This is a genomic window from Bradyrhizobium sp. 6(2017) (assembly GCF_011058295.2).
GTDB lineage: Bacteria > Pseudomonadota > Alphaproteobacteria > Rhizobiales > Xanthobacteraceae > Bradyrhizobium > Bradyrhizobium septentrionale.
Genome location: NZ_CP049289.2, coordinates 1,481,908 through 1,504,761, shown reverse-complemented (window position 1 = coordinate 1,504,761; position 22,854 = coordinate 1,481,908). Strand labels below are relative to the sequence as shown.

The 22,854-nt window shown below is 64.8% G+C and carries 20 protein-coding genes; 4 read left to right on the top strand and 16 right to left on the bottom strand.

Annotated elements, in window-relative coordinates; all coding sequences use genetic code 11:
- The first annotated feature begins 59 nt into the window (after positions 1 to 59).
- Together G6P99_RS06965 and pyk are read left to right on the top strand one after the other, a co-directional pair.
- Positions 60 to 668 carry a DUF1036 domain-containing protein gene (locus G6P99_RS06965; protein ID WP_035978686.1) on the top strand — a complete coding sequence of 203 codons (609 nt, stop codon included), beginning with the start codon at positions 60 to 62 and terminating at the stop codon, positions 666 to 668.
- Entirely contained in the window at positions 665 to 2,101 is a 1,437-nt protein-coding gene (pyk, locus tag G6P99_RS06960; protein ID WP_029085499.1) for a pyruvate kinase, read from the top strand. Before G6P99_RS06965 ends, pyk begins: the two co-directional genes overlap by 4 nt.
- 31 nt (positions 2,102 to 2,132) lie before the next feature.
- Here the strand turns inward: pyk and G6P99_RS06955 are convergent, their stop codons facing one another.
- Together G6P99_RS06955 and G6P99_RS06950 are read right to left on the bottom strand one after the other, a co-directional pair.
- Positions 2,133 to 2,561 carry an OsmC family protein gene (locus tag G6P99_RS06955; protein WP_029085498.1) on the bottom strand — a complete coding sequence of 143 codons (429 nt, stop codon included), beginning with the start codon at positions 2,559 to 2,561 and terminating at the stop codon, positions 2,133 to 2,135.
- 173 nt (positions 2,562 to 2,734) lie between these two features.
- Positions 2,735 to 3,409, bottom strand: coding sequence for a TetR/AcrR family transcriptional regulator (locus tag G6P99_RS06950; protein ID WP_029085497.1), 675 nt, complete (start codon positions 3,407 to 3,409; stop codon positions 2,735 to 2,737).
- A 446-nt stretch (positions 3,410 to 3,855) separates the two neighbouring features.
- Here G6P99_RS06950 and G6P99_RS06945 point away from each other — a divergent pair, with 446 nt between their 5' ends.
- Entirely contained in the window at positions 3,856 to 5,358 is a 1,503-nt protein-coding gene (locus tag G6P99_RS06945; RefSeq protein ID WP_029085496.1) for a hypothetical protein, read from the top strand.
- 180 nt (positions 5,359 to 5,538) lie between these two features.
- Here the strand turns inward: G6P99_RS06945 and G6P99_RS06940 are convergent, their stop codons facing one another.
- The 14 genes from G6P99_RS06940 to G6P99_RS06875 all read right to left on the bottom strand — a co-directional run bounded on the left by G6P99_RS06940 (position 5,539) and on the right by G6P99_RS06875 (position 22,037).
- The gene (locus G6P99_RS06940) at positions 5,539 to 6,738 is read right to left on the bottom strand and encodes an ABC transporter substrate-binding protein (protein ID WP_165127640.1); all 1,200 of its coding nucleotides are present in this window, start codon (positions 6,736 to 6,738) and stop codon (positions 5,539 to 5,541) included.
- A gap of 121 nt (positions 6,739 to 6,859) precedes the next feature.
- Positions 6,860 to 7,273: a DUF3052 family protein gene (locus G6P99_RS06935; protein ID WP_029085494.1), complete on the bottom strand. Its 414-nt coding sequence runs from the start codon at positions 7,271 to 7,273 to the stop codon at positions 6,860 to 6,862.
- Positions 7,274 to 7,285: 12 nt separating this feature from the next.
- The gene (gene ftsH, locus G6P99_RS06930) at positions 7,286 to 9,208 is read right to left on the bottom strand and encodes an ATP-dependent zinc metalloprotease FtsH (protein WP_029085493.1); all 1,923 of its coding nucleotides are present in this window, start codon (positions 9,206 to 9,208) and stop codon (positions 7,286 to 7,288) included.
- A 258-nt stretch (positions 9,209 to 9,466) separates the two neighbouring features.
- Positions 9,467 to 10,489 carry a tRNA lysidine(34) synthetase TilS gene (gene tilS, locus G6P99_RS06925; RefSeq protein ID WP_029085492.1) on the bottom strand — a complete coding sequence of 341 codons (1,023 nt, stop codon included), beginning with the start codon at positions 10,487 to 10,489 and terminating at the stop codon, positions 9,467 to 9,469.
- Positions 10,490 to 10,540: 51 nt separating this feature from the next.
- Complete coding sequence (gene ybgF / locus G6P99_RS06920) at positions 10,541 to 11,584, bottom strand: tol-pal system protein YbgF (protein WP_029085491.1); 1,044 nt, start codon at positions 11,582 to 11,584, stop codon at positions 10,541 to 10,543.
- A gap of 249 nt (positions 11,585 to 11,833) precedes the next feature.
- On the bottom strand, positions 11,834 to 12,328 hold the full coding sequence (gene pal / locus G6P99_RS06915; RefSeq protein ID WP_029085490.1) for a peptidoglycan-associated lipoprotein Pal: 495 nt from the start codon (positions 12,326 to 12,328) through the stop codon (positions 11,834 to 11,836).
- Positions 12,329 to 12,599: 271 nt separating this feature from the next.
- Positions 12,600 to 13,334 (bottom strand): N-acyl amino acid synthase FeeM domain-containing protein, encoded by a 735-nt coding sequence (locus G6P99_RS06910; RefSeq protein WP_029085489.1) that lies wholly within the window; start codon positions 13,332 to 13,334, stop codon positions 12,600 to 12,602.
- A gap of 173 nt (positions 13,335 to 13,507) precedes the next feature.
- A complete protein-coding gene (locus G6P99_RS06905) occupies positions 13,508 to 15,832 on the bottom strand; it encodes an EAL domain-containing protein (protein ID WP_029085488.1) in 2,325 nt (774 codons plus the stop codon).
- Between the two features lie 184 nt (positions 15,833 to 16,016).
- A complete protein-coding gene (tolB, locus tag G6P99_RS06900) occupies positions 16,017 to 17,360 on the bottom strand; it encodes a Tol-Pal system beta propeller repeat protein TolB (protein WP_029085487.1) in 1,344 nt (447 codons plus the stop codon).
- A gap of 72 nt (positions 17,361 to 17,432) precedes the next feature.
- Complete coding sequence (locus G6P99_RS06895) at positions 17,433 to 18,404, bottom strand: cell envelope integrity protein TolA (protein ID WP_051346882.1); 972 nt, start codon at positions 18,402 to 18,404, stop codon at positions 17,433 to 17,435.
- A 56-nt stretch (positions 18,405 to 18,460) separates the two neighbouring features.
- The gene (locus tag G6P99_RS06890) at positions 18,461 to 18,931 is read right to left on the bottom strand and encodes a biopolymer transporter ExbD (protein WP_029085485.1); all 471 of its coding nucleotides are present in this window, start codon (positions 18,929 to 18,931) and stop codon (positions 18,461 to 18,463) included.
- Between the two features lie 34 nt (positions 18,932 to 18,965).
- Entirely contained in the window at positions 18,966 to 19,679 is a 714-nt protein-coding gene (tolQ, locus tag G6P99_RS06885; protein WP_029085484.1) for a protein TolQ, read from the bottom strand.
- A gap of 1,141 nt (positions 19,680 to 20,820) precedes the next feature.
- The gene (gene crcB, locus G6P99_RS06880; protein ID WP_029085483.1) at positions 20,821 to 21,207 is read right to left on the bottom strand and encodes a fluoride efflux transporter CrcB; all 387 of its coding nucleotides are present in this window, start codon (positions 21,205 to 21,207) and stop codon (positions 20,821 to 20,823) included.
- Positions 21,208 to 21,437: 230 nt separating this feature from the next.
- Positions 21,438 to 22,037, bottom strand: coding sequence for a superoxide dismutase (locus tag G6P99_RS06875; RefSeq protein WP_021078629.1), 600 nt, complete (start codon positions 22,035 to 22,037; stop codon positions 21,438 to 21,440).
- A 142-nt stretch (positions 22,038 to 22,179) separates the two neighbouring features.
- Between G6P99_RS06875 and G6P99_RS06870 the strand changes: the two genes are divergently transcribed.
- Positions 22,180 to 22,710 carry a GNAT family N-acetyltransferase gene (locus tag G6P99_RS06870; RefSeq protein ID WP_029085482.1) on the top strand — a complete coding sequence of 177 codons (531 nt, stop codon included), beginning with the start codon at positions 22,180 to 22,182 and terminating at the stop codon, positions 22,708 to 22,710.
- The last annotated feature ends 144 nt before the right edge of the window (positions 22,711 to 22,854 follow it).

Sequence of the window (22,854 nt, the reverse complement as noted above, 5' to 3'; positions counted from 1 at the left end):
CCGTTGACAGCGCCTGCCGGGCACGCGAAATCGATAATGATTTGATATAGCTTCGCCGCATGAGCCCAATAGATTCTCCCGCCTCAGCTCCCCGCACCATCCGCCTGATCCTGGCCGGCATCCTGCCGGTGCTGGCGCTTGTCGCGACCTGCCTGTGGACGAGCCCGGCGGCCGCCGATTTCCGGCTCTGCAACAACACCTCGAGCCGGGTCGGGATCGCGCTCGGCTACAAGGACGCCGAAGGCTGGACCACCGAAGGCTGGTGGAACGTGTCGTCGCGGACCTGCGAGACCTTGCTGCGCGGCAATCTTGTGGCGCGCTACTACTACATCTACGCTCTCGACTATGATCGCGGCGGCGAATGGTCCGGCCAGGCCTTCATGTGCTCGCGCGACAAGGAATTCACCATCAAGGGTACCGAGAATTGCCTAGCGCGCGGCTTTGACCGCACCGGCTTCTTCGAGGTCGACACCGGCGAGCAGCGTGCATGGACCGTCCAATTGACCGAAGCCAACGAACAACAGCCGCAGAAAGTACCGGGAATGCCGGGCGGCGTGGGTCCAGGAAGCCCCGGAGCGATGCCGGGCCTGCCGAACCCGCCGCCGGGCGCAGCGCCTCCGGGCGCGTCTGGTCTGCCGCCAGCCGCACCACCCGGAAGCAAACAATGAGACGACTGCGTCGAATCAAGATCCTCGCAACGCTCGGCCCGGCCTCTTCAGACAGCGCGATGATCCGCAAGCTGTTCGAGGCGGGCGCCGACGTCTTCCGCATCAACATGAGCCATACCCCGCATGACAAGATGCGGGAGCTGGTCAAGACCATCCGCAATGTCGAATCGAGCTACGGCCGGCCGATCGGCATTTTGGTCGACCTGCAGGGGCCGAAGCTGCGGGTCGGCGCGTTCGCGGAAGGATCGACCCAGCTGAAGAACGGTCAGAGCTTCGTCCTGGATTCCGACAAGACGCCCGGCGACAACGGCCGCGTCCAGCTCCCGCATCCGGAAATCCTCGCCGCGCTCCGGCCCGGACATGCCCTGCTGCTCGACGACGGCAAGGTGCGGCTGATCGCCGAGGAAACCTCGCCCGACCGCGCGGTGACGCGCGTCGTGATCGGCGGCAAGATGTCGGACCGCAAGGGCGTCAGCCTGCCCGACACTGATCTGCCCGTCTCCGCGATGACCGCAAAGGACCGCGCCGATCTGGAGGCCGCGCTGCCGGAGGGGATCGACTGGGTCGCGCTGTCCTTCGTGCAGCGTGCCGAGGACGTGATCGAGGCCAAGAAGATGATCCGCGGCCGTGCCGCCGTGATGGCCAAGATCGAGAAGCCGCAGGCGATCGACCGCCTCGCCGACATCATCGATGCGGCGGACGCGCTGATGGTGGCGCGCGGCGATCTCGGTGTCGAACTGCCGCTGGAGCGGGTGCCGAGCCTGCAGAAGCAGATGATCCGGATGGCGCGGCGCGCCGGCCGGCCCGTGGTGGTCGCGACCCAAATGCTGGAATCGATGATTCAGGCGCCGGTGCCGACGCGCGCCGAAGTCTCCGACGTCGCCACCGCCGTCTACGAGGGCGCCGACGCCATCATGCTGTCGGCGGAATCGGCCGCCGGCAAATTCCCGGTCGAGGCGGTCTCGACCATGAACCGCATCGGCGAGGAAGTAGAGCGCGACCCGACCTATCGCAGCGTGCTCAACGCGCAGCGCGTCGATCCGGAGCCGACGGTGGGCGACGCCATTGCCGACGCCGCGCGCCAGATCGCCGAGACGCTCGATCTGTCGGCGATCATCTGCTGGACCTCTTCGGGTTCGACCGCGATCCGCGTCGCGCGCGAGCGCCCGAAGGTCCCGGTGGTCGCCATCACGCCGAACCTCGTCACCGGCCGAAAGCTCGCGGTGGTGTGGGGCGTGCATTGCGTGGTCGCCGAGGACGCCCACGATCTCGACGACATGGTCGATCGCGCCGGCTCGATTGCGTTCCGCGACGGCTTTGCCAAGGCCGGCCAGCGCGTCATCATCGTCGCCGGCGTGCCGCTGCGTGCGCCCGGCACCACCAACATGCTGCGCATCGCCTCGGTCGGCCCGAACGGCGACGCGCAGCTCTAACGTTCTCCGCCGTGCTTGAGGCGCGCGACGCTCAGCCCTGCAACGACGCGTCGAGCGTGATCTTGGTGTTGAGCAGTTTCGACACCGGACATCCGGCCTTCGCCTTGCCGGCCAGTTCCTGGAACGCCGCGTTGTCGGCACCCGGAATCTTCGCCGACAGCGTCAGGTGCACCGCGGTGATGGCAAAACCGTCGCCGACCTTCTCCAGCGTCACATCGGCCCTGGTCTCCATGTGCTCGGCCGTGAGCTTGGCTTCGCCCAGGATCAGCGACAGCGCCATCGTGAAGCAGGCGGCGTGCGCCGCGCCGATCAGTTCCTCGGGGTTCGAACCGGGCTTGCCCTCGAAGCGGCTGGCGAAGCCATAGGGGTAATCCGAGAGCGCGCCGCTCTTGGTCGAGATCGCGCCCTTGCCGTCCTTGATGCCGCCCTGCCATTTGGCCGAGCCGTGGGTCGTCGTCATGCGTTGCTCCCTGAGGTGGTTGAACCAAGCCCAAAGCTACAACGCCAATGCGACAGAAGTGTTCGCTGTGCTTCCGGCGCCAGAGCGTTTTCGAGCGAAGTGGACGCCGGTTCGCGTAAAGAAAACGCGTCAAAACAGCAATCCAGAGCTTCGGTTCGATCAGAACCGAAGCGCTAGGCGCCGACCAGCGCCTTTGCCGGGGTCGTCGCCTGCACCACGAGGCCACGGGCGCGCGCATCCATGACGCCGACCGCGCGCAGCGCGAGCAGCGTCACGGTCTGCACCGCATCGCGCAGCTTGATCGGATCGTCGAGATTGGCCGGCGCCAGCGGGCCGAGCAGCGCTTCGTGCAGCGCGCCAAGCAAGGCCGTGGCGGCCAGCGCCGTATCCTGCGCCGGCAGATGCCCGGCACGCACGGCGGCGTCGATGCGCATGGCAAGCTCGCCGGAAATATCGCGGCGGCTGGCGAGGCGCGAGGCGGTGACGTCGACATCGACAGGCTCGGCCAGGATGCCCCAGGCGAGCTTGCGCTGCGACAGCACGTGGACCGCAATCGTCGTCACCGCGGTCGCCAGCGCCGACGATGGTCCGGGCGCGGCATCAGCGGCGCGCCGGATCGCGGACAATTCGTCGCGCGAGACTTCCGTGATCAATTCCGAGATCAGCTCGGCCTTCGACGGGAAATAGCGATAGACCGTCCCGGCCGCGACATTGGCTCGCACCGCAACGGGTGCGATCTGGACCGCCGCCATGCCGCCCGCCGCCGCCGCGTCCCGCGCCGCCGACAGGATAGCGCTGCGCCGGGCGGCCAGCCGTTTCACGACCTGATGAGTTCGCCGGTAGACCATGGCGTTCCGTCCCCCACCGTGCGCCCTGGCCGGCGCCCACCGGCAGAACACACGCGTCTTCAATGTTTTGAACGATCGATCCCGCAATCGTCTGAAGAAGTGAACAACTATTCAGACTGGTTGACAAGCTGGAATTGTCGGGATTTTTTACAACCGCCGTTGCCACCTCTGATTGAGCCGGCGGCGCTACGGCCGGCAGGCCAGCGTCGGCCACGGGATGGGGTGATCCGCTGCCCGCGGTTGGCAGCTTGCGATCAAGTCGGAGCATGATCGAGATGGTAAATCGCGCGCTAACATGATCGCTCGAAATCGAGACGTCTGATCTCACGCTGGTCCACGATGTCGCGGCCGCATTTACCCGAATTTATCGGTAGCCGTGGTCGAGTGCGCTTAAGCGCCATGCGTGGCGTTGTCTCTCGATGCATCAGGCCGAAACCAGAAAGCGCATGTCACTCTCCATCACCAGCAGCGTGATCAGCCGCAATGCGGCGCGAGGGCTGGTGCCGCTGTGCGCCGCCGTGGGCGCCTATCTGTTTTATCTCTCGGCCGGCGAAATCCTGCTGCGCGATTCCGATACGATGTGGCAGATCAGGATCGGGCAGTGGATCCTCGAACACGGCGCGATGCCGACCACTGACGTGTTCTCGTTCACCCGCTATGGCGAAGCCTGGATCTCGAGTTCGTGGCTGGCGCAGGTGGTGTTTGCGCTGGTGTACGGCGGAGATTGGGCCGGGCCGGTGATCCTGACGTCGATTGCGATCGGCGCGACGGTTGCAATCTTTCTCAATCTCCTGAGCCCGTATTTCGATCCGGCGCGTGCCGTCCTGATCACGGCACTGGCGCTGCTGCTGTCGACGATCCACTTCTTCGCGCGGCCCCACGTGCTGGCGCTGCCGGTGCTGCTGGCGTTCATCGGCGGCCTGATGGCGGCCGCCGACCGCCGCACCTCACCGTCATGGTGGCTACTGCCGCTGATGACGCTGTGGGCCAATCTGCATGGCGGCTTCGTTCTCGGCCTGGCGCTGATCGGACCGATCGGGCTGGAGGCCATCTGGAACGTGGAGCCCAGCCGCCGCCGTCAGCTCATCGTGCGATGGGGACTGTTCGGCCTCGCCGCGCTGGCCGCGAGCTGCGTGACACCCTACGGCTGGAATAGCCTGCTGGGTGCGACGAAGATCCTCAGCCTCGGCAAGCTGCTGACCCTGATCGGGGAGTGGAAGCCTGCGGATTTCAGCAAGCCCAGCTTCTTCGAAGCCACGCTGCTCGGCCTGATCGGCCTGATCTGCTATCGCAGGCTGACCCTGTCGGTGCCGCGGATCCTGCTGCTGCTCGGCCTGATCTGGATGGCGCTGAGCCATGTCCGCAACATCGAGGTGTTCGCGTTCATCGCCCCATTGGTGCTCGCCAAGCCGATCGCCGAACAATGGGGAACGGCAGGCGCTGCCGCCACCCGCTTCGAGGAAACCCGCGCAATCCCGCTCGTCACGATCCTGGCCGCGATCGCGATGGTGATCGGCGCGTGGGTGACGACGACGATGTTCGTCGCGCAGCATCAGTTCAAGTTCCTGCCGCAGTTCTCGCCCGTGGCCGCGGTCGATGTTCTGCAGCAGCACAAGGCGCAGCGCGTCTTCAGCACCGCGCCGTTCGGCGGCTACATGGTGAGCCGCGACATGAAGGTGTTCATCGACGGCCGCGCCGAGCTCTATGGCGAGCAATTCGTGCTCGACTATTACGACGCGCTGGATGCCCGCGACGTCGGCCAGCTGCTCGGCCTGCTCGACAAATACCGGATCGACACCACGCTGCTGAGCTCGGACTCCCCCGCCGGAAACGCGCTGGACCACCTCAAGGGCTGGAAGCGGCTCTACAAGGACGACATCGCCGTCATCCATGTGCGATCGGACGAGATGAAGTCCGGCGCGCTGCCGGCAGCAGAGAGCACGAAGTAGGCTGCGCTGTCGCGTTCTCCTGAAGCGCAGTTCCGTCACCCTGAGGAGCGCGAAGCGCGTCTCGAAGGGTCGACGGCCACCAGCCGGGCCGTGCATCCTTCGAGGCTCGCCGAAGTGGCTCGCACCTCAGGATGACGGGGAGAATGCGGAGCATGGACTCAAGCGCGATCGACTTGAGCCTCAATTCCCCGTCTGAAGCTCGCCGAAGCGATCCCAGGTCTTGCCGTTGAAGCGCATCAGCTGCATCTGGTCGACCGGCACGTGGTCGGACGGCGACGTGTTGACCTTGATGCCCGGCAGCAGCATCGGCAATTCCAGGTCCTTGATCGCAAACGCCTGCCGCAGGATGTTCTCGGTCGAGAGATCGTCGCCGCAGGCCTTCAACACCGCTTCCAACACCATCGCGCTGTTGTAGGCGTTGACATAGTTGGTGTCGTGCTGATCGCCATCGGGCAAATATCTGGTCATGAATTCGCGCCAGCCCTTCATGCCGGGATCGTCCTTCCAGGCCGGATCGTCCGGGTCCTTCACATAAGCCGTCGAGATGATGCCGATGCCGGCTTCGACGCCGGCCGGCTGCATCACGGTCGAAATCCACACCGCGGTGTTGGAGAGGAAGGTCATCGGCCGCCAGCCGATCTCATAGGCCTTGCGGATCGACTGCGCCGCGAATTTCGGCGTCGCCGCGATCACGAAGACGTCGGCGTTGGTTGCCTTCAGCTGAACGATCTGCGAGTCGATGGTTGGCTCAGTGATCTCGTATTTCGCAACGGTGACGACGGAATCATATTTCTCGCCGAGTACGTCCTTCAGGCCGGCGAGATAGTCGCCGCCGTAATCGTCGTTCTGCGAGATCACCGCAAATTTCGCGTTCGGATTCTTCGCCAGCGCATAGCGCGCGTAGAGCCGCGCCTCGTAGCGGAACGGCGCCTGCACGCCCATCGTCGCCTGCGGGAATTGCGCGATGTCGCCGAATTTCGAGGCGCCGGAAGCCAGGAACAGCTGCGGGATGTTCTTGCTCTGCAGGTACTTTGCGATCGCGGTGTTGTGCGCGGTGCCGATCGAGGAGAAGATCAGCGCGACCTCGTCGCTCTCGACGAGGCGGCGGGTCTGCTCCACCGTCTTCGGCGGCGCGTAGGAATCGTCGAGCGAGATGAAGTTGATCTTGCGGCCATTGATGCCGCCGCGCTCGTTCAGCATCCTGAAATAGCCGGCTTCGCCCTTGCCGAGCGCACCGAACGCCGACACCGGCCCGCTATAGGGCATGGTCTGGCCAATCCTGATTTCGGTCGATGTGACGCCGCGCATCTCGGCGGCGAATGAAACGGTGGGCAGCAGCAGGAATGAAATGGCGCCAAGCGCGCCGAATGCCTTGCGCATCGGCCTCCCCTCCCCTTTTTCTTGCCGCGCGCCTTGGAGGACACGGCCGTGCCGTTGAACGGCTTGGCGCGAGGATGCCACGGCCCCCAGACGGAGGCCAAGCATATTCGCCGCGACGATCTCAGCGCCTGCCGCGCTCCTTGAGAGGGATCACGAATTTCAGTCCCGACCAAACCACATCGACGGCGCAGACCTTGACGTCGACCAGGCCGGACGCGAGCCCGGCCTCGCGTACGACCGTATCGTTGAGGTCTGTCACGACGCCAGACGTCTTCTTCGGCCACGACACCCAGATCATGCCGCGAGGTGCGATCGCCTCGCGGTAGCGCCGTAGCTTGGCGGCGAGCCCCTTGGCCTCGGCGGCGAACAGATGCACGGCATCAAGCGGCGCCCGCGCGGTCTTCGCGATCCGCAGATCCGCCGGCAGTTCGCCGACGATGTCGCTGTAGGGGACGGACAACCCGTCGACAAAAATACAAAAGCCCGGCTTGAGGCCGAGCTTTTGCACAATCGGTTTGCCGGAACTGCCGGCCATGGCAGGCGAGGCTTATGCCTGCGGCTGCGGCTCCATGCCAGTGTCCGGATCGGGACGCGGGCGCGGCTTGCCGGCCGGCGGCACGGCGGAGGCGCGCGGCGTCGAGGGCTCCAGCACCGACTCGCGGTTGGGCTTCTTGCCCTTCAGCAGGTCGATGATCTCGTCGCCGGTCAGCGTCTCGAACTCGAGCAGGCCCTTGGCGAGCGCCTCGAGATCTTGCCGCTTCTCGGTGAGGATCTTGGTCGCCTCGTTATAGCCTTCCTCGACCAGACGCCTGATCTCGGAGTCGATCTTCTGGACGGTCGCCTCGGACGCATTCTGCGTGCGCGAGACCGACATGCCCAGGAACACCTCGTCCTGGTTCTCGCCGTAGGACACGGTGCCGAGTTCTTCCGACAGGCCCCAGCGCGTCACCATCATGCGGGCAAGGCGGGTCGCCTGCTCGATGTCGGAGGCGGCACCCGAGGTCACCTTCTCGCGGCCGAAGATCAGCTCTTCCGCGACACGGCCACCCATCATGATGGCGAGGCGCGAGGTCATCTGCTCCAGCGACATCGACAGCTTGTCGCGCTCCGGCAGCTGCATCACCATGCCGAGCGCACGGCCGCGCGGAATGATGGTCGCCTTGTGGATCGGATCGGTCGCGACGACGTTGAGGCCGACGATGGCATGGCCGCCCTCGTGATAGGCCGTCAGCAACTTCTCTTCCTCGGTCATGACGAGCGACTTGCGCTCGGCGCCCATCATCACCTTGTCCTTGGCCTCTTCGAACTCGGCCTGCGTCACCATCCGCTTGTTGCGGCGGGCAGCGGTCAGCGCGGCCTCGTTGACGAGGTTCATCAGGTCGGCGCCCGAGAAGCCCGGGGTGCCGCGCGCGATGGTCTTGAGGTTGATATCCGGCGCCAGCGGCACCTTGCGGACGTGAACCTTGAGGATCTGCTCGCGGCCGACGACGTCCGGATTCGGCACCACGACCTGGCGGTCGAAGCGGCCGGGACGCAGCAGCGCGGGATCGAGCACGTCGGGACGGTTGGTCGCCGCGATCAGGATCACGCCCTCGTTGGCCTCGAAGCCGTCCATCTCGACCAGCAACTGGTTCAGCGTCTGCTCGCGCTCGTCGTTGCCGCCGCCGAGACCGGCGCCGCGATGACGGCCGACCGCGTCGATTTCGTCGATGAAGATGATGCAGGGCGCGTTCTTCTTGGCCTGCTCGAACATGTCGCGGACACGGCTCGCGCCGACGCCGACGAACATTTCGACGAAGTCAGAACCGGAGATGGTGAAGAACGGCACATTGGCTTCGCCCGCGACCGCGCGCGCGATCAACGTCTTGCCGGTGCCGGGAGGGCCGACCAAGAGCACGCCGCGCGGAATGCGTCCGCCGAGCCGCTGGAATTTGCCGGGGTCGCGGAGGAATTCGACGATCTCCTGCAGATCCTGCTTGGCCTCGTCGACACCCGCGACGTCCTCGAAGGTGACGCGGCCATGCGCCTCGGTCAACATCTTGGCGCGCGACTTGCCGAAGCCCATCGCCTTGCCGGCGCCGCCCTGCATCTGCCGCGACAGGAAGATCCAGACGCCGATCAGCGCGATGAACGGCAACCATGAGACGAGCAGCGAGACGAACCACGGCACGTTGTCGCCGGGCGCCTTCGCGGTGATCTGCACCTTGGCGTCATAGAGGCGCTTCACGAGCGTCGGATCGCTCGGCGCGTAGGTCTGGAAGCTCGTGCCATTGTTGAAGGTGCCGTGAATGTCGGGCCCTTGGATCACGACATCGCGGACATGGCCCTGATCGACTTCAGTCAGAAGTTGCGAGAACGAGATGTCCGAGGACGACGAGCGCTGGCCAGGATTCTGGAAAAGCGTGAACAACGCCAGCAACAGCAGGACAATGATGACCCAGAGGGCGAAATTCCGCAGATTGGCGTTCATGGTCTTCCTTCGTGGTCGCGCGGATCGCGGCCTCTCTCTATCCTTGGGCAGGCTCTGTTGGAATCCCCAGGGAATCCATCCCGTCGATGGCATACAATCTAGGTGCCGCTGGGGTCGATGCCAAGGGAACCACGCATGACTATTTACCGCATCCTAGCGCGATTCCCGGTCAAAAAATGGCGCTAAATCCCGTGTTTTCCGGGGGTGGTTAAGCCTCTTTGCCGGATTATGACAGCGATTGAAACAATCGAACCCGGCTCAGCGGGAACGCGCCCGGCGCGGCGGCGCCGGCCCGATCCTGATACGACCGCCGCCGACCCTGATAACGGCTCCGGCAAGCGTCTGTTTCAGCTTCGGTTCGCGCTTCCCGAGGGCCTCATCGACGGCGGCGAGCAGGGTTTCGACCTTGCCGAGTTCGGCCGGGCCCTCATGTCCGGTGCGGTCGATCGCGCGCTTGAGGAGGCGAAGCCGGATTTCCTCAGGCATCGCCGCGAACAGCGCCGCCTCGAAGCCGTTGCGCGGGTTATCCTCGCTTTTCAATGCAAGATTGTGCTCGGCGCCGTCGACCAGCACCTCCAGGGCGGTGTTGGCGCGCGCGATCCGCGCGGCAAGCCGCGCCAGGTTCCGCGCATCGCCGCCCTCCTCCGCCAGCATCGGCATCAGCGCGCGCAGCCGCGGACGCGTGAACGCGGGATCGCGGTTGGTCGGATCGTCGGCAAAGCCGATGCGCGCCTTCTTCAGCGTTGCGATCAGGTCTGCCTTGGAGATTTCGAGCAGTGGCCGCGTCAGCCAAACGCCGTCGCGAGCGGTCTCGCGCGCCATCGCCGAGAGGCCCGCGATGCCACTGCCACGCAGCAGCCGCATCAACAGCGTCTCGGCCTGATCGTCACGGGTATGCGCGGTCAGGATGTGGGTGGCGCCATGCTTGCGCGCGGCTTGAGCGAGCAGGCGGTAGCGGGCCTCGCGCGCGGCCGCCGGCAGGCCGGTCCCGGGTTTGGGCCCGCTCCAGCGCAGCGTGTGATGCGGCAGGTCGAGGCTGTGCGCCAGCCGCTTGACGTCGCGCGCTTCGCGCGCCGCTTCAGGACGCAGGCCGTGATCGACAGTGACCGCCACCAGCCGCGGTCCCCGCGCGAGCGCACGGCGCCAGCGCGCGGCCAGCCACATCAGCGCGACTGAATCGGGACCGCCTGATACCGCGAGCACGATCGCCGGCGCGGACGAAAGGCCTGCGAACAGGCGCTTGGCGTCCCTTGCCGGGATGGCGGATTGATCGTCGGGCATCGCAAAACCAGCATGTCACGAGGAGGCCGGACGTGGCCTCCCGCATCTGGTTTAGCACTTCACGCGCTTCTGCTCGCGGTCAACCGCGGCTTTGACCCCGCCGGATGCGCGCGGGTACTTTCGCGTGATCTCGCCGAACGCGGCGCAGGCGGCTTCCTTCTCTTTCAGCGCCGCCAGCGATTGGCCGAGCCGCAGCAGGGCATCGGGCGCCTTCGCGGACTTGTCGAACTTGGTGGTCACGCCGAGGAAGGTTTCGGCTGCGTCGCGATATTGCTGGCGCTGGAAATAGCTTTCGCCGAGCCAGTATTGCGAGTCCGCCACCAAGGGATCGCTCGGATACTTGTTGGCGAAGTTCTTCATCGTCTCTTCGGCGAGCGCATAGTCCTTGCGCTGCATGTAGCCGATGCCGAGGTCGAACTCGTCCTTCGACGTGGCCGACGGCGGCAATGTGGTCAGGGCCGCGCTCGCGCCGGGCGCCCGCGGCGGGCTGGTGTTGCCGAGATCGAGCGGCTCGCCCGCCCCGCGGCCGCCGGGAGCACCGACCGCCGCTTCGCCTTGCATCGGCATCTGACCGCCACCAAGCGCGCGCGGGGCGCCCGGGGCGTTCGGGTTCTGGCTCGGATCAAAGGCGTCACCGCGACCGCGGCGGCCGGGCGCAGCCGACGGCGCAGCCTCCTGCACGATCGGCGCGGGCGCGGCGATCTGCTGTTGGTCGTAGCCGCCCTGCGGCTGCCGGCCATAGCCTGGCTGCGGCTGGCCGTATCCCTGCTGCGGCTGGGCGTAGCCGGGCTGGGCTTGCGGATAGGCCTGCGGCTGCTGCGCCGGTGGCACCGCCGCGACGCCGGGCTGGGCCGCCGGAGGCTGTCCGCCCGGGCCGGGCGGCTGGCCGCCGAGCTGGCGCAGCCGCTCCTCGAGCTGGCGGTTGCGGTACTGCAACTCCTCGTTCTGCCCGGTCAGCTGCCGCAGCTGATTCTCGAGCCGCTCGATCCGCATTTCAGCATCGGAATCGTCGGATTGGGCAAACACTGGAGAGGAAACGGCGAACAGCGCCGCGATCGCCGCAGCGGTGGAAAGGAAATGAAGCCTGGATGACATTTTGCCCTGACGACGAGATCGACGTGAAAAGCGAGCGACATTGAGGGACGGAGTACGCCAGAATTGTGACTGGCACTTCAAATCCGGGACAGCGCCGCGGACACCGGTTTAGTACGGACGCCGGAACAAGCAAGCGGCCAATTGCGCGCAGCTTCGTTCATCAAGATGACGGCGCCTCGGTGTTTCCTGCGGCCAAAACAAAACCGGCGCCCGAAGGCGCCGGCTTGGAAGAATTCATTCAGGCTCGCGTCAGGAGCTGGCGTTCAGCACGGTGACGGCGCGGCGGTTCTGCGACCAGCAGGAGATGTCGTTGCAGACCGCGACCGGGCGCTCCTTGCCATAGGAGATGGTGCGCATGCGGCTCGGATCGATGCCGCGCGAAGCGAGATAGGAGCGGACCGACTGGGCCCGGCGGGCACCGAGCGCGATGTTGTATTCGCGCGTGCCGCGCTCGTCGGCGTGACCTTCGATGGTGAAGGAATAGCGGTTATAGGTCTGCAGCCACTGCGCCTGCTTGTCGAGGGTCGCGGTCGCCTGCGGACTCAGATCGGTCTGATCGCTCTCGAAAAACACGCGGTCGCCGACATTGACCACGAAATCCTGCTGGCTGCCCGGGGTCGCGGCGCCCCCAATTGCGCCATTGGCGTCCAGCGGGTTCTTGTTAGCGCAGGCACCCATCGACAGCGCCACCGCCAGAACCGCGGCCAGCTTCATACCCTGGAGGATACGCATCTGATATTTCATTCCGGAGCCTCCACGCTCACGCTCTTCGTACTGGTCCATTGGGTCTACAGGGCGATGGTTAAGCGAACGTTCCGTCAACCTTGACGAGACCTTGCTGGACCCCATCAAATGCCGCGCAATGCCGAAAAGCGCCCCCGATGGTTAATGGGTGGCAAATGTGGCGCGATGGTGAAGGGAAGGCAAGGTTCGCGGGAACCGGCCGCTTTTGCAGGACAATTTGGCCTGCGCGCAACAGTCGATGGACGCCAGATCGATCAGATCGCCAGTGTGCTCAGGGATTCGGCACGATCGAGGCGCGCTCGAACGGCCGAACGATACCGTCGGGCTGCAACTGGCCTTCCCGGTCGAACAGCATCCGCCGCTCGAACGCACTGGAGCGCAGGAACGGATAGCGGGCGAGCACACGCTCCCGCACCGACGGCAGATGCGAGGCCATCAAGCCGACCGGCTTCACGAGCCCGGGATAGAGCCGCGCCTCCGACCAGGTTTCGTGCAGGAACACCCGCCGGTAGAACGCCATGTGCTCGGGCCGGACCGGCGCCAGGCCGTAATCGGCATTGAAATGCACGCCGGCGGTCGAGCCGAGACGCACTGTGACATAGGGCAGTTCCGGATTGTTCCGCGCCTTCTCGGGATCGGCAACGAAGCGCGTTGAATCGATGAAGACCAGACCCTGATCGAGCTTCGGCTGCAAAATATCGCCGAACACATCGAGCGTCGGCGAGGTGCGCCACTCCGGCGTCACCACGGTGATGCGAATCGAGCTGCAGAGTTCGCCGTGAAGATAGACGCCGAACACCCAAGCGTTCGGGGCCTCATCGAACTGATCGACGACGCGCTCGTCCGCCGACGGCCGGATCGCGCCTTCGCGCAGATAGGCGCGGTAGCGAAGCCGGTAGATCTCGTCTTTCTGTTCGGGGGTCTGAGCGAGACGGTAGTCGACTTGATCCAGAGGGTCCGCAAGCCTTCCTGTCGCGGGCTTGATGGCTTCGGCCGCGGACCTCATTTAGTACTCCCCTGAACAACCCAACAACTTCAACGCGAGCCAAAAGATTAACAGCTTCTTAATTTTCGTCAAAGCAATCGCGGCAATACAGTTAACCTCTGACCGCAGGGGTGCACTTCGAATCGTGCAGTCGAAGGTTCTCACAACTATCGATTGAAGGCCTTGGCGCCGGATCAAGCGATCGAGCGCGACGGAACCACGTGCAACTGCTCGTCGGGGCGGCGGCCGTGCGAAGCGTTGAGCAGCTGGCGGATGCGCACCGCGGGAACCGGCCGGCTGAACAGGTAGCCCTGTGCTTCGGTCACCGCGCCGTCGGCGCTTATCAGTTCGAGCTGCTCATTTGTCTCGATGCCCTCGACCACGACCGACATGCCGAGATCCGCCGACAGCCGCGCCACGCCGCGCAGCAAGGTCAGCGGGCGATCGCTGTCGATGCCTTCGAGGAAGGAGCGGTCGATCTTGACCTTCTGCAGCGGGAAATTGTGCAGGTAGCTGAGCGACGAGTAGCCGGTGCCGAAATCATCCAGCGAGATCCGCACGCCGAGCGAGCGCAGCTGCGACAGCACGTCGTGGGTCAGCTCGGTGTTGTGCAGCAGCGAAGATTCGGTGATCTCGATCTCGAGACGGTGCGCCGGCAGGCCGGAGACCTCGAGCGCGTAGCGCACCTCGCTCAGCACGTCGCGCTGATGGAACTGCTGCGGCGAGAAATTGACCGCGACGCTGACCGCCTCGGGCCACTTCATGCACTCCATGCAGGCCTTGCGCAGGATCCAGCGGCCGAGATCGACGATCAGGCCCATGTCCTCGGCGACCGGAATGATGTCGACCGGAGAGACCGTGCCGCGCGCCGGATGGTTCCAGCGCAGCAGCGCCTCGCAGGTCGAGACCTTGCCGGATTTGAGGTTGATCAGCGGCTGGTAGAACAGCTCGAATTCCTCGTTGGCCAGCGCCTTGCGCAGATCGAGTTCGAGGATGCGGCGGGCCTCGACGGTTTGCGCCATCTCGTCGCGGAAGAAGCAGAAGGTGCCGCGGCCGTCGGCCTTGGCGCGGTAGAGCGCCATGTCGGCGTTCTTCAGCAGCGTATCGGCGCCGACGCCGGGCGCGGTCATCGCGATGCCTACGCTGGCGCCGATCTCGACCAGATGGTTGTCGATCTTGTAGCGCTCGCTGAGGCGGTCAACGATGCGCCGCGCCAATGCGGCGGCGTCCTCGTGCGAGTGGATGTTCTGCTGGAACACGACGAACTCGTCGCCGCCGAACCGCGCCACGAAATCCTCCGGCCGCAGCATCTCGCGCAGCCGTTCGGCAACCGCGCAGAGCAGCTGGTCGCCGCAGGGATGGCCGAGCGTATCGTTGACCTGCTTGAACTGGTCGAGGTCGACGAACAGCAATGCGGAGCGGTGCTCGCCGTGCTGCATGGCGAGCAGCCGGCCGATCTCGTCGCGGAAATTGACGCGGTTGGGCAGCGCGGTCAGCTCGTCGTAGCGCGCGAGGTGGCTGATCCGGGCCTCGGCGTCCTTGCGCTCGGTGATGTCCTCGACCAGCACGACGGTGCCGCCGCCGGCCATCGGCTGGAAGGTCCAGTCCAGCGAGCGGTTCTTGGCGGGATCGGGGTCGCTGGTGACGATGTCGCCGCGCTGCGAACTCTCGATCTCGTACAGGATCTGCTGCGCGGCCGCGGCCGAGATCGAGCCGGACAGGACGCAGGCATTGCAGATGTCGGTCGCGCTGGCGCCGCGCTGCACGAAGTCGTCCGACAGCTGCATCATCTCGATGAAGCGGTGGTTCATCACCGCAAGGCGGCCGTCGGCGCTGAACATGCACAGGCCGTGCGGCATGTTGTTCAGCGCGGTATCGAACTGGCCCGCCAGCGCGGCCTCGCGCTCCTTGGCGATCCAGGCGTTGACGTAGATCCGCTGCAGGCTGGTCGTGAGGTGGCGGATGGCGCTGAAGAACACCAGGCTGAGCAGCGCAAGCGCGATGTGATAGGGACCGCCGACATACATCAGCGCCGCGATAAGGGGACCGATCGACATCAGCAGATGCAGGTGGAAGATCTGCGGCCGGCCGAAGGTCCGTCCGACCCCCGCCGAGGTGTAGGCGACCACCGTGGTCACGCACAGCATGTGGGCGGCGGCATCCTTGGTCGTGAGCAGCACGGCGGAGCCCCACAGGCCGAGCGCAATGCCGTAGGCAAGGCTGCCGATCCGGTAGCGCTTCTCCCACGCCTCGGACTCTTCAACGGTGAGCCGGGAATTGCGCTGCTGGTAGCGGTACATCTGCCACGCGCGCGCCAGACCGACCACGATGAACAGCGGCACGCACAGCCAGGACAAGAGATTGCCGGTGACAAACGCAATCACGGCGCCCGCAATGGCGGGGCCGAAGGCGCCGAAGATCATGGGCGCGGGGTTCATGAACAGGGAATCGACCAGCGCCGCGGAGATCGTCGGCGACATCGATCGGTCCGGTTCTCCCGTCTGACTTGCAAACTGCATTGTGAGAGCGCGCGTCCTTTTCAGCTCGCACTCTTACTGATCGCAGGTGAAGTCTTTCTGAGGGAATATCGTTAGCAAGTCCTTGCCGTGCCCCATTGACGATCGAAATTCGGCATAGGATTCAGTGCGCTAGGTGAGAACCGCCGACCAGCCCCGGGGTTCCGCGGAGCAGGTCTGCGCCGGCTCACGACAACAGCGGCGACCAGGCGGGATCGGAGGCAAATCCGGGCGTCGGCACCCGCAGCTCGTTGCGGCCGGAGACGTCGATCGTGTACAGCGACGGCCCGCTGTTGCCGCCGGGATCGCGGAAGAACATCACGACGCGCCCGTTCGGCGCAAAGGTCGGGCCTTCATTGTGGAAGCCCGAGGTCAGGATGCGCTCGCCCGAGCCGTCCGGCTTCATGATGCCGATCGCGAACTGCCCGCCGCCCTGCTTGGTGAAGGCGATGTAGTCGCCGCGCGGCGACCACACCGGCGTCGAATAGGTGCCGTCGCCGAACGAGATGCGCTGAGCCGCGCCGCCGGTCGCCGGCATCACATAGATCTGTGGCTTGCCGCCGCGATCGGATTCGAAGCAGAGCCGCGTGCCATCTGGCGCATAAGACGGAGAAGTGTCGATCGCCGGCGTGTCGGTCAGCCGCGTCATCGACTTCGAGCGCAGATCCATCACGAACAGGTTGGAGTTGCCGCCCTGCTGCAGGCTCATGATGACGCGCTGGCCGTCGGGCGAAAAGCGCGGCGAGAACGACATGCCCGGGAAGTTGCCGACGATCTCGCGCTGGCCGGTCTCGATGTTGAGCAGATAGACTCGCGGGTCGCCCTGCCCGAACTCCATATAGGTGATTTCCTGGGTCGACGGCGAGAAGCGCGGCGTCAGCACGAGATCCGTGCCGCGGGTCAGATAGCGCACATTGGCGCCGTCCTGGTCCATCAGCGCCAGCCGCTTGACGCGGCGGTCAGCCGAGCCGCTCTCGTCGACGAACACGACGCGGGTATCGAAATAGCCCTTCTCGCCGGTCATCCGCTCATAGATCTGGTCGGAGATGATGTGGGCGATGCGGCGCCAGTATTCCGCCGAGGTGTCGTATGACTGGCCGGCGAGCTGCTGGCCGGTGCCGACGTCCCAGAGCCGGAATTCGGCTTTCACGCGGCCGTTGCCCTGGCGGGTCATGCGGCCGACCACCAGCGCCTGTGCCTTGATGCTCGTCCAGTTATTCAGGTTCGGGGGCGCGTCGATGTTGACCTGCTTCTCGAGAAAGGCCGCCTGGTCGATCGGCGCGAACAATCCGCTGCGCTTCAGGTTGTTGGTAATGACTTGGGCAACACCAACGCCGACTTCGGTATCGCCGGGCGTGCCGGCCGAAAAATTCGGAATCGCGATCGGCACCGGCGCGAACTCGCCCCCCGGGACGGGAATCTGCTTGCGGCCACCTTCCTGCCCGATGGCTTGACGGAAGGGTGCACCCGCAAGCGCGCCAAAGGCGGCCATTCCGGAAATCATCTGTCGGCGGTTGAGGCGAAACATCATTTCACGCAAATCATTGTTGTCGGTCATTGTCGGTAGACTTTGTCTGCTATTGGCCAAGCGTCGCAGCTGATCTCACGTACTATTCTCTTTGAACACCGGTGCGAATGCCTTCCATTCGTCGAACCAGCCCGCGGGCAGATTATAGGGCTGACATGCGATAATCGCGCGCAGGGCGCTCTCCTGATAGACGCGCATGTAGGGCGTGCTCGGCGAGCCTTCCGCGACCGGCATGCGCGCGAGCGTGCCGTCGCGCTTCAGATCGACATCGATCACCACCTGGGTCCGCTGCTCCTCAATGCTGCCGTAGGGCTTGTTCTTCCAGCAGCGTTCGACCTGCTGCCTGAACATCGCGCCCCAGGTCGCGGAGTTGTCGGCGGCCTTGCCCTTCGCCGTGCCGAGCGCAGCGTTGGCGTTGAGCGTATCGCCGGTCGCCGCGGCGCGCGTCGGGTCGCGCTTGTCGAGCAGCGCTGCGATCTTGCTCTGGTCGAACACGCGATCCTTCGGCTTCTGCTCCGGCGGCGGCTTGGCGGCCTGCTCAACCGGCTTCTGCGGCTTCTTCTCTTCCTTCTTGATCGCTTCCGCGATCGGGTCGGGCTTCACCGGATCGGGCTTCTTCTCGACCGGCTTCGGCTCCTCCTTCGGCTTGTTCTCGACCTTCTTCGGCGGATCCGGCTTCTTGTCTTCCGGCTTCTCCACCTTCGGCGTCGGCTGCGGCGCGGTTTCCGTCACCACCGGCGGCTTCTTATCTTCGACCTTGCCAACCATGTCGTCGACCGGCTTGGCTTCGGCGACCTTGTCGACCAGCGGCTTGGGATTTTCCTTCTTGCCGTCCTTCTGGCCGGTCATGACGTGGGACAGCTGATCGGCCGAGATGACGTCAACAGCGACGGACTCTTCTTCCGGCATCACGTACGCCCTGGTCGAAAACGACACGAGGCCCCACCCGATCACGAGGACGTGCAGGACAATCGATGCCGCCAGAGTCTTGTCGACCTTGACCTTCAATTCAGGCTTCCTCGTGCCGCTTGCCGCACATGGACTCATCATGTTGGAGAATGATCTGGCCGGAAAACCGGTTTCCACTTTTCCGGATCATGCTCCTAGCCACCTTCAGGGATGATGACGATATTCGCCTTGAACCCCGCGGTCCGGATCTCCCCGAGCAATTTCATCATATCCGTGTAACAGACGTCCTTGTCGCCACGCAGATAGACCACTCGTTCGGCCTCCGACCGGGCCTCGCCGATGGCCTTGATCTTGGGCAGAAGATCGGCCGCCGCGATCGACGCGTCACCCAGATAGAGCTCGATGTTCGAGTTGCAGCCGCCGCCCGTGCGCTTGACCGACAGCGTCAAGGGCGGCGCGTTGGACGACATCGACTTGCCGCCGCTCGCGACCGGCAGGTCGATGTCGATGTTCGACGTCATCAGCGGCGCCGCCACCATGAAGATGATCAAGAGCACCAGCATCACGTCGACCATCGGCGTGACGTTGATCTCGGCCATGACCGGCTTGCGCCCGCCGCGGCGACGCCCGCCGCCACCGCCGGACCCTGCCATGCTCATCGCCATGATCGCACACTCGCCAAAGTGACTATCATATGTCTCAGCCCCGCTCGTCGATCTGACGCGACAGGATGGCGGAGAACTCGTCGGCAAACCCCTCCAGGCGCTGGGCCTGCCGGTTCACCTCCGAAGTGAACTTATTGTAGAAAATAGTCGCCGGAATTGCGGCAATCAGGCCGATTGCGGTGGCAAATAGCGCCTCCGCGATGCCCGGCGCCACCACCGCCAGCGAGGTGTTTTTCGACGCCGCGATCGACTGGAAGCTCGACATGATGCCCCAGACGGTGCCGAACAGGCCGACAAAGGGGCCGGCCGAGCCCACCGTGGCGAGCACCAAAAGCCGCCGTTCCAGCCGCTCCACCTCCCGGGCGATCGAGACGTTCATAACCTTGTCGATCCGGGCCTGCAGGCCCGCAAAGGACCGCGACTGGCTCTCGAAGGAGCGCTTCCACTCCCGCATCGCCGCCACGAAACAGGCCGCCATCGACTGGGTCGGCTTGGCGGAGAGCGCCCGGTACAGCTCCTCGATCGACTGGCCGGACCAGAAGGCCTGCTCGAACTTGTCCATCGCCCGCTTGGTGCGGGCATAGAGCAGGATCTTGTCGATCGCGATCGCCCAGACCCAGACCGAGCAGGACAGAAGTCCCAACATCACGCATTTGACGACCCAATGGGCCTGCCAGAACAATGCGATCAGCGACACATCGCTCGATGCCAGTGGCAGCGTCGACTGAGCCACGTCGGCGGGATTCATCGGCAATATCCTCTCAACGCAAGTGTCCCTATCAGGCGGGCCGCCAGTCGGCACCGGTTCCACGGCCGCGTATCAGGCGCGGCAAAACTGCGCGAGAGCCTCTTACATCTGTCGCATGGGGGGCCCGTCCAAAAGCCGGGCCCTGCTTCCCCTGCCAACATGTCAAAACGAGGGCTTTTCGCGCGGCATTCCGACCCTAACCAAACGCTAATCATGGTTAAGGCGAGGTTACCAAAGGGAAATTTGGAGGCGGGAAATGCCGCCGGCCGAGCGGGTTGGCGGGTTCCCGGGATGAACGGTTTCCGCTGGATCGAGGGATGACCCCTTCCCCATGTCGTCCCGGCGAAGGCCGGGACCCATAACCCCAGGATTGGGTTGGTGAGGAAAGCTGTGGCCCCAGCGTCGCGCAACAATCGCCTTCAGTGGTTATGGGTCCCGGCCTGCGCCGGGACGACACTGAGTTTGTTGCGCCACTTGTGAGTCAGACATCCGCGTTCTCGCGACATGATCCGCCCGAGCTTTGCTCTTCGTTCCGCCCTCCTCGATCAGAGGGCGCAGGGAAAGCCGGGTGCCGATCGCACCCATGGGCCCCGTGCAAAGGTAGAAAGCACGGGGGTAGGACCACAGGTGTAACCGGAGCAATCCGGCTTTCCCTGCGCGATGGGTTACGGCTTATTTCGTGCTCTCCCCGGCGAGACTGGGCTTGCTTGTCACCGCCTTCGCAAAAACGCCTTCGCGTCTTGCGACGAGACACCTGCCGCCAGGGCGTCAGGACCACACGACTTCACCGTCCGCTTCGCGTGCTCTCGTCAGTTCCACGCTCGGCGTCCACCGCATCCCACACCTCGTTCGTGACGACCGCGAAGCGCCCCTCGATCGGGTGAGACGGGCGAACCATACACTAAGTTTCCATTCCGATAAACCGAAATATTTTTGCTCCTGGGGCTTGCGCCGTCGGGCAACTCAGTGGCACGCGCGCGTGAGGGAGCCACCGGCGGCAGGGTTCCCTCCCCCCCCTCTTGTCCGCCGAAGCCTCTTGGCGAAGGCGGATGCGGGGGAGGGAGCCTGAGAAGCGTGCTCACCTCACCGTCATTTCTGACTCACACTGTACGCGCCCCGGAATGACGGAGATATGCGCGCCTCAGCTCAAATGCCTGATGATCGCGAGGCCGGCGAACAGACCCGCGATCGACAACACGACCGAGCCCGCGACATACAGCGCCGCAAGGCCGAGCTCGCCGCGTTCGTAGAGCACGGCGGTGTCGAGCGAGAAGGCCGAGAAGGTGGTGTAGCCGCCGAGGATGCCGGTCATCAGGAACAGCCGCCAGGGCTGCGAGGCCTCGCCCTTGAAGGCGAGATAGCCGGCGATCAGGCCCATCACGGTCGAGCCCGTGATGTTGATGATGAAGGTGCCGTAGGGAAACGCGGTGCCGATGCAGCGCGCGCAGGTGACGTTGATCAGCTGGCGCAGCGTCGCGCCGAGACCGCCGCCGAAGAAGACCAAGAGATAGCTTCCGAGTTGCCCCATGCGCGCTTTTTGCCGCAAGGCCACGATTGTCGCAAGGACCGCAAATCGAAAAGGGCGGCAGCCGAAGCTACCGCCCTTGTTCAAAACTCTCACATCGTCATTCCCCGGTGCGCAATTGCGCACCTGAGGGCGGTCCGCAGGACCGGACCCGGAATCTCGAGATTCTCGGGGCGCAATTGCGCCCTTGAGGGTTCGATGCTCCGCATCGCGCCGGAATGACAGCGCGGCGATTAGCCGGCCTTCCCGAACAGCTCGTCGACGTAGTCCCAGTTGACGAGGCTGTCGACGAACGCCTTCAGATAGTCCGGACGGCGGTTGCGGTAGTCGATGTAGTAGGAGTGCTCCCAGACGTCGACGCCGAGGATCGGCACCGCGCCGTGGACCAGCGGGTTCTCGCCGTTCGGGGTCTTGGCGATCTCGAGCTTGCCGCCCTTGACCTGCAGCCAGGCCCAGCCGGAGCCGAACTGGCCGACGCCGGCGGCGGCGAAGTCGGTCTTGAACTTCTCGAAGCCGCCGAGATCCTCGTTGATCTTCTTCTCCAGACGGCCGGGCAGCTTGCTGCCGCCGCCATTCGGCTTCATCCACTTCCAGAAGTGGATGTGGTTGTAGTGCTGGCCGGCATTGTTGAAGACGGCCGCGTTCTTGCCGAACGAGCCCTTCACGATCTCCTCGAGGGACTTGCCTTCGAATTCGGTCCCCTTGATCGCATTGTTGCCGTTGGTGACGTAGGCTTGGTGATGCTTGTCGTGGTGAAACTCCAGCGTTTCCTTGGACATGTAGGGCGCAAGGGCGTCGTGGGCGTAGGGCAGATCGGGTAGCGTGAAGGTCATGGGGTAATGTCCAACAGAGGGTGGGAGACTACACTTAACGGGTCCCCCTTATAGAAGGTTCCATCGCGGAGAAACACCGCATTTTCGGATCGTGTATGACAGATCGGCACAGCCGAGCACCCAAGGCCCAGGACCCACCGCGATGAGTATCGAAATCGACATTCTCAACGGGGATGCGTCATGGCGGCGCGTCGAGCCTCTGCTGCGGTCGGTCTGGAGCCCAGATGTCGTCGAGAAACAGCCATGGGCCAACATCAAATGGGCTCACGCGGATTTGCGCGTGCTGCTCGATGCGCCCGACGACAGCGGGCTGGCCTGCCATGTCGGTATCTACTTCCGGACCATCACCTGGAACGGCCACAAGGTGCATGTCGGCGGCATCGGCGGGGTCTCGACCCGCGAGGACTGCCGGCGCCGCGGCTATGCGTCGCTCGCGCTTGACGCCGCCGTGCACACCATTCGTGCCAATGATGCGGTGAAATTTGCAATCTTATTCTGCGAGCCGCACAATTTCGCATTCTATCAGGCGCGCGGCTGGCATCCCTTCACCGGCGAGGTCACTTGCGAACAGCCGTCGGGGCAGATCCGCTTCGAGGCGATGGCGCCGTTCGTCAACGACATCGTCCGCGCGCCGCGCCAGGGCAAGATCGACCTATGCGGCCTGCCGTGGTGACCCCTGCGCGCGCGGTGGTGGCGAGTGCTTCTCACCGCCCGTAAAATGTCGAGCATCATTTATTGCCGACGGGTTTTCACAAGTGACCTCGAACTGTGGCCGCGAGCACACTGCGCCCCCTCTCCCGCTTGCGGGGGAGGGTTG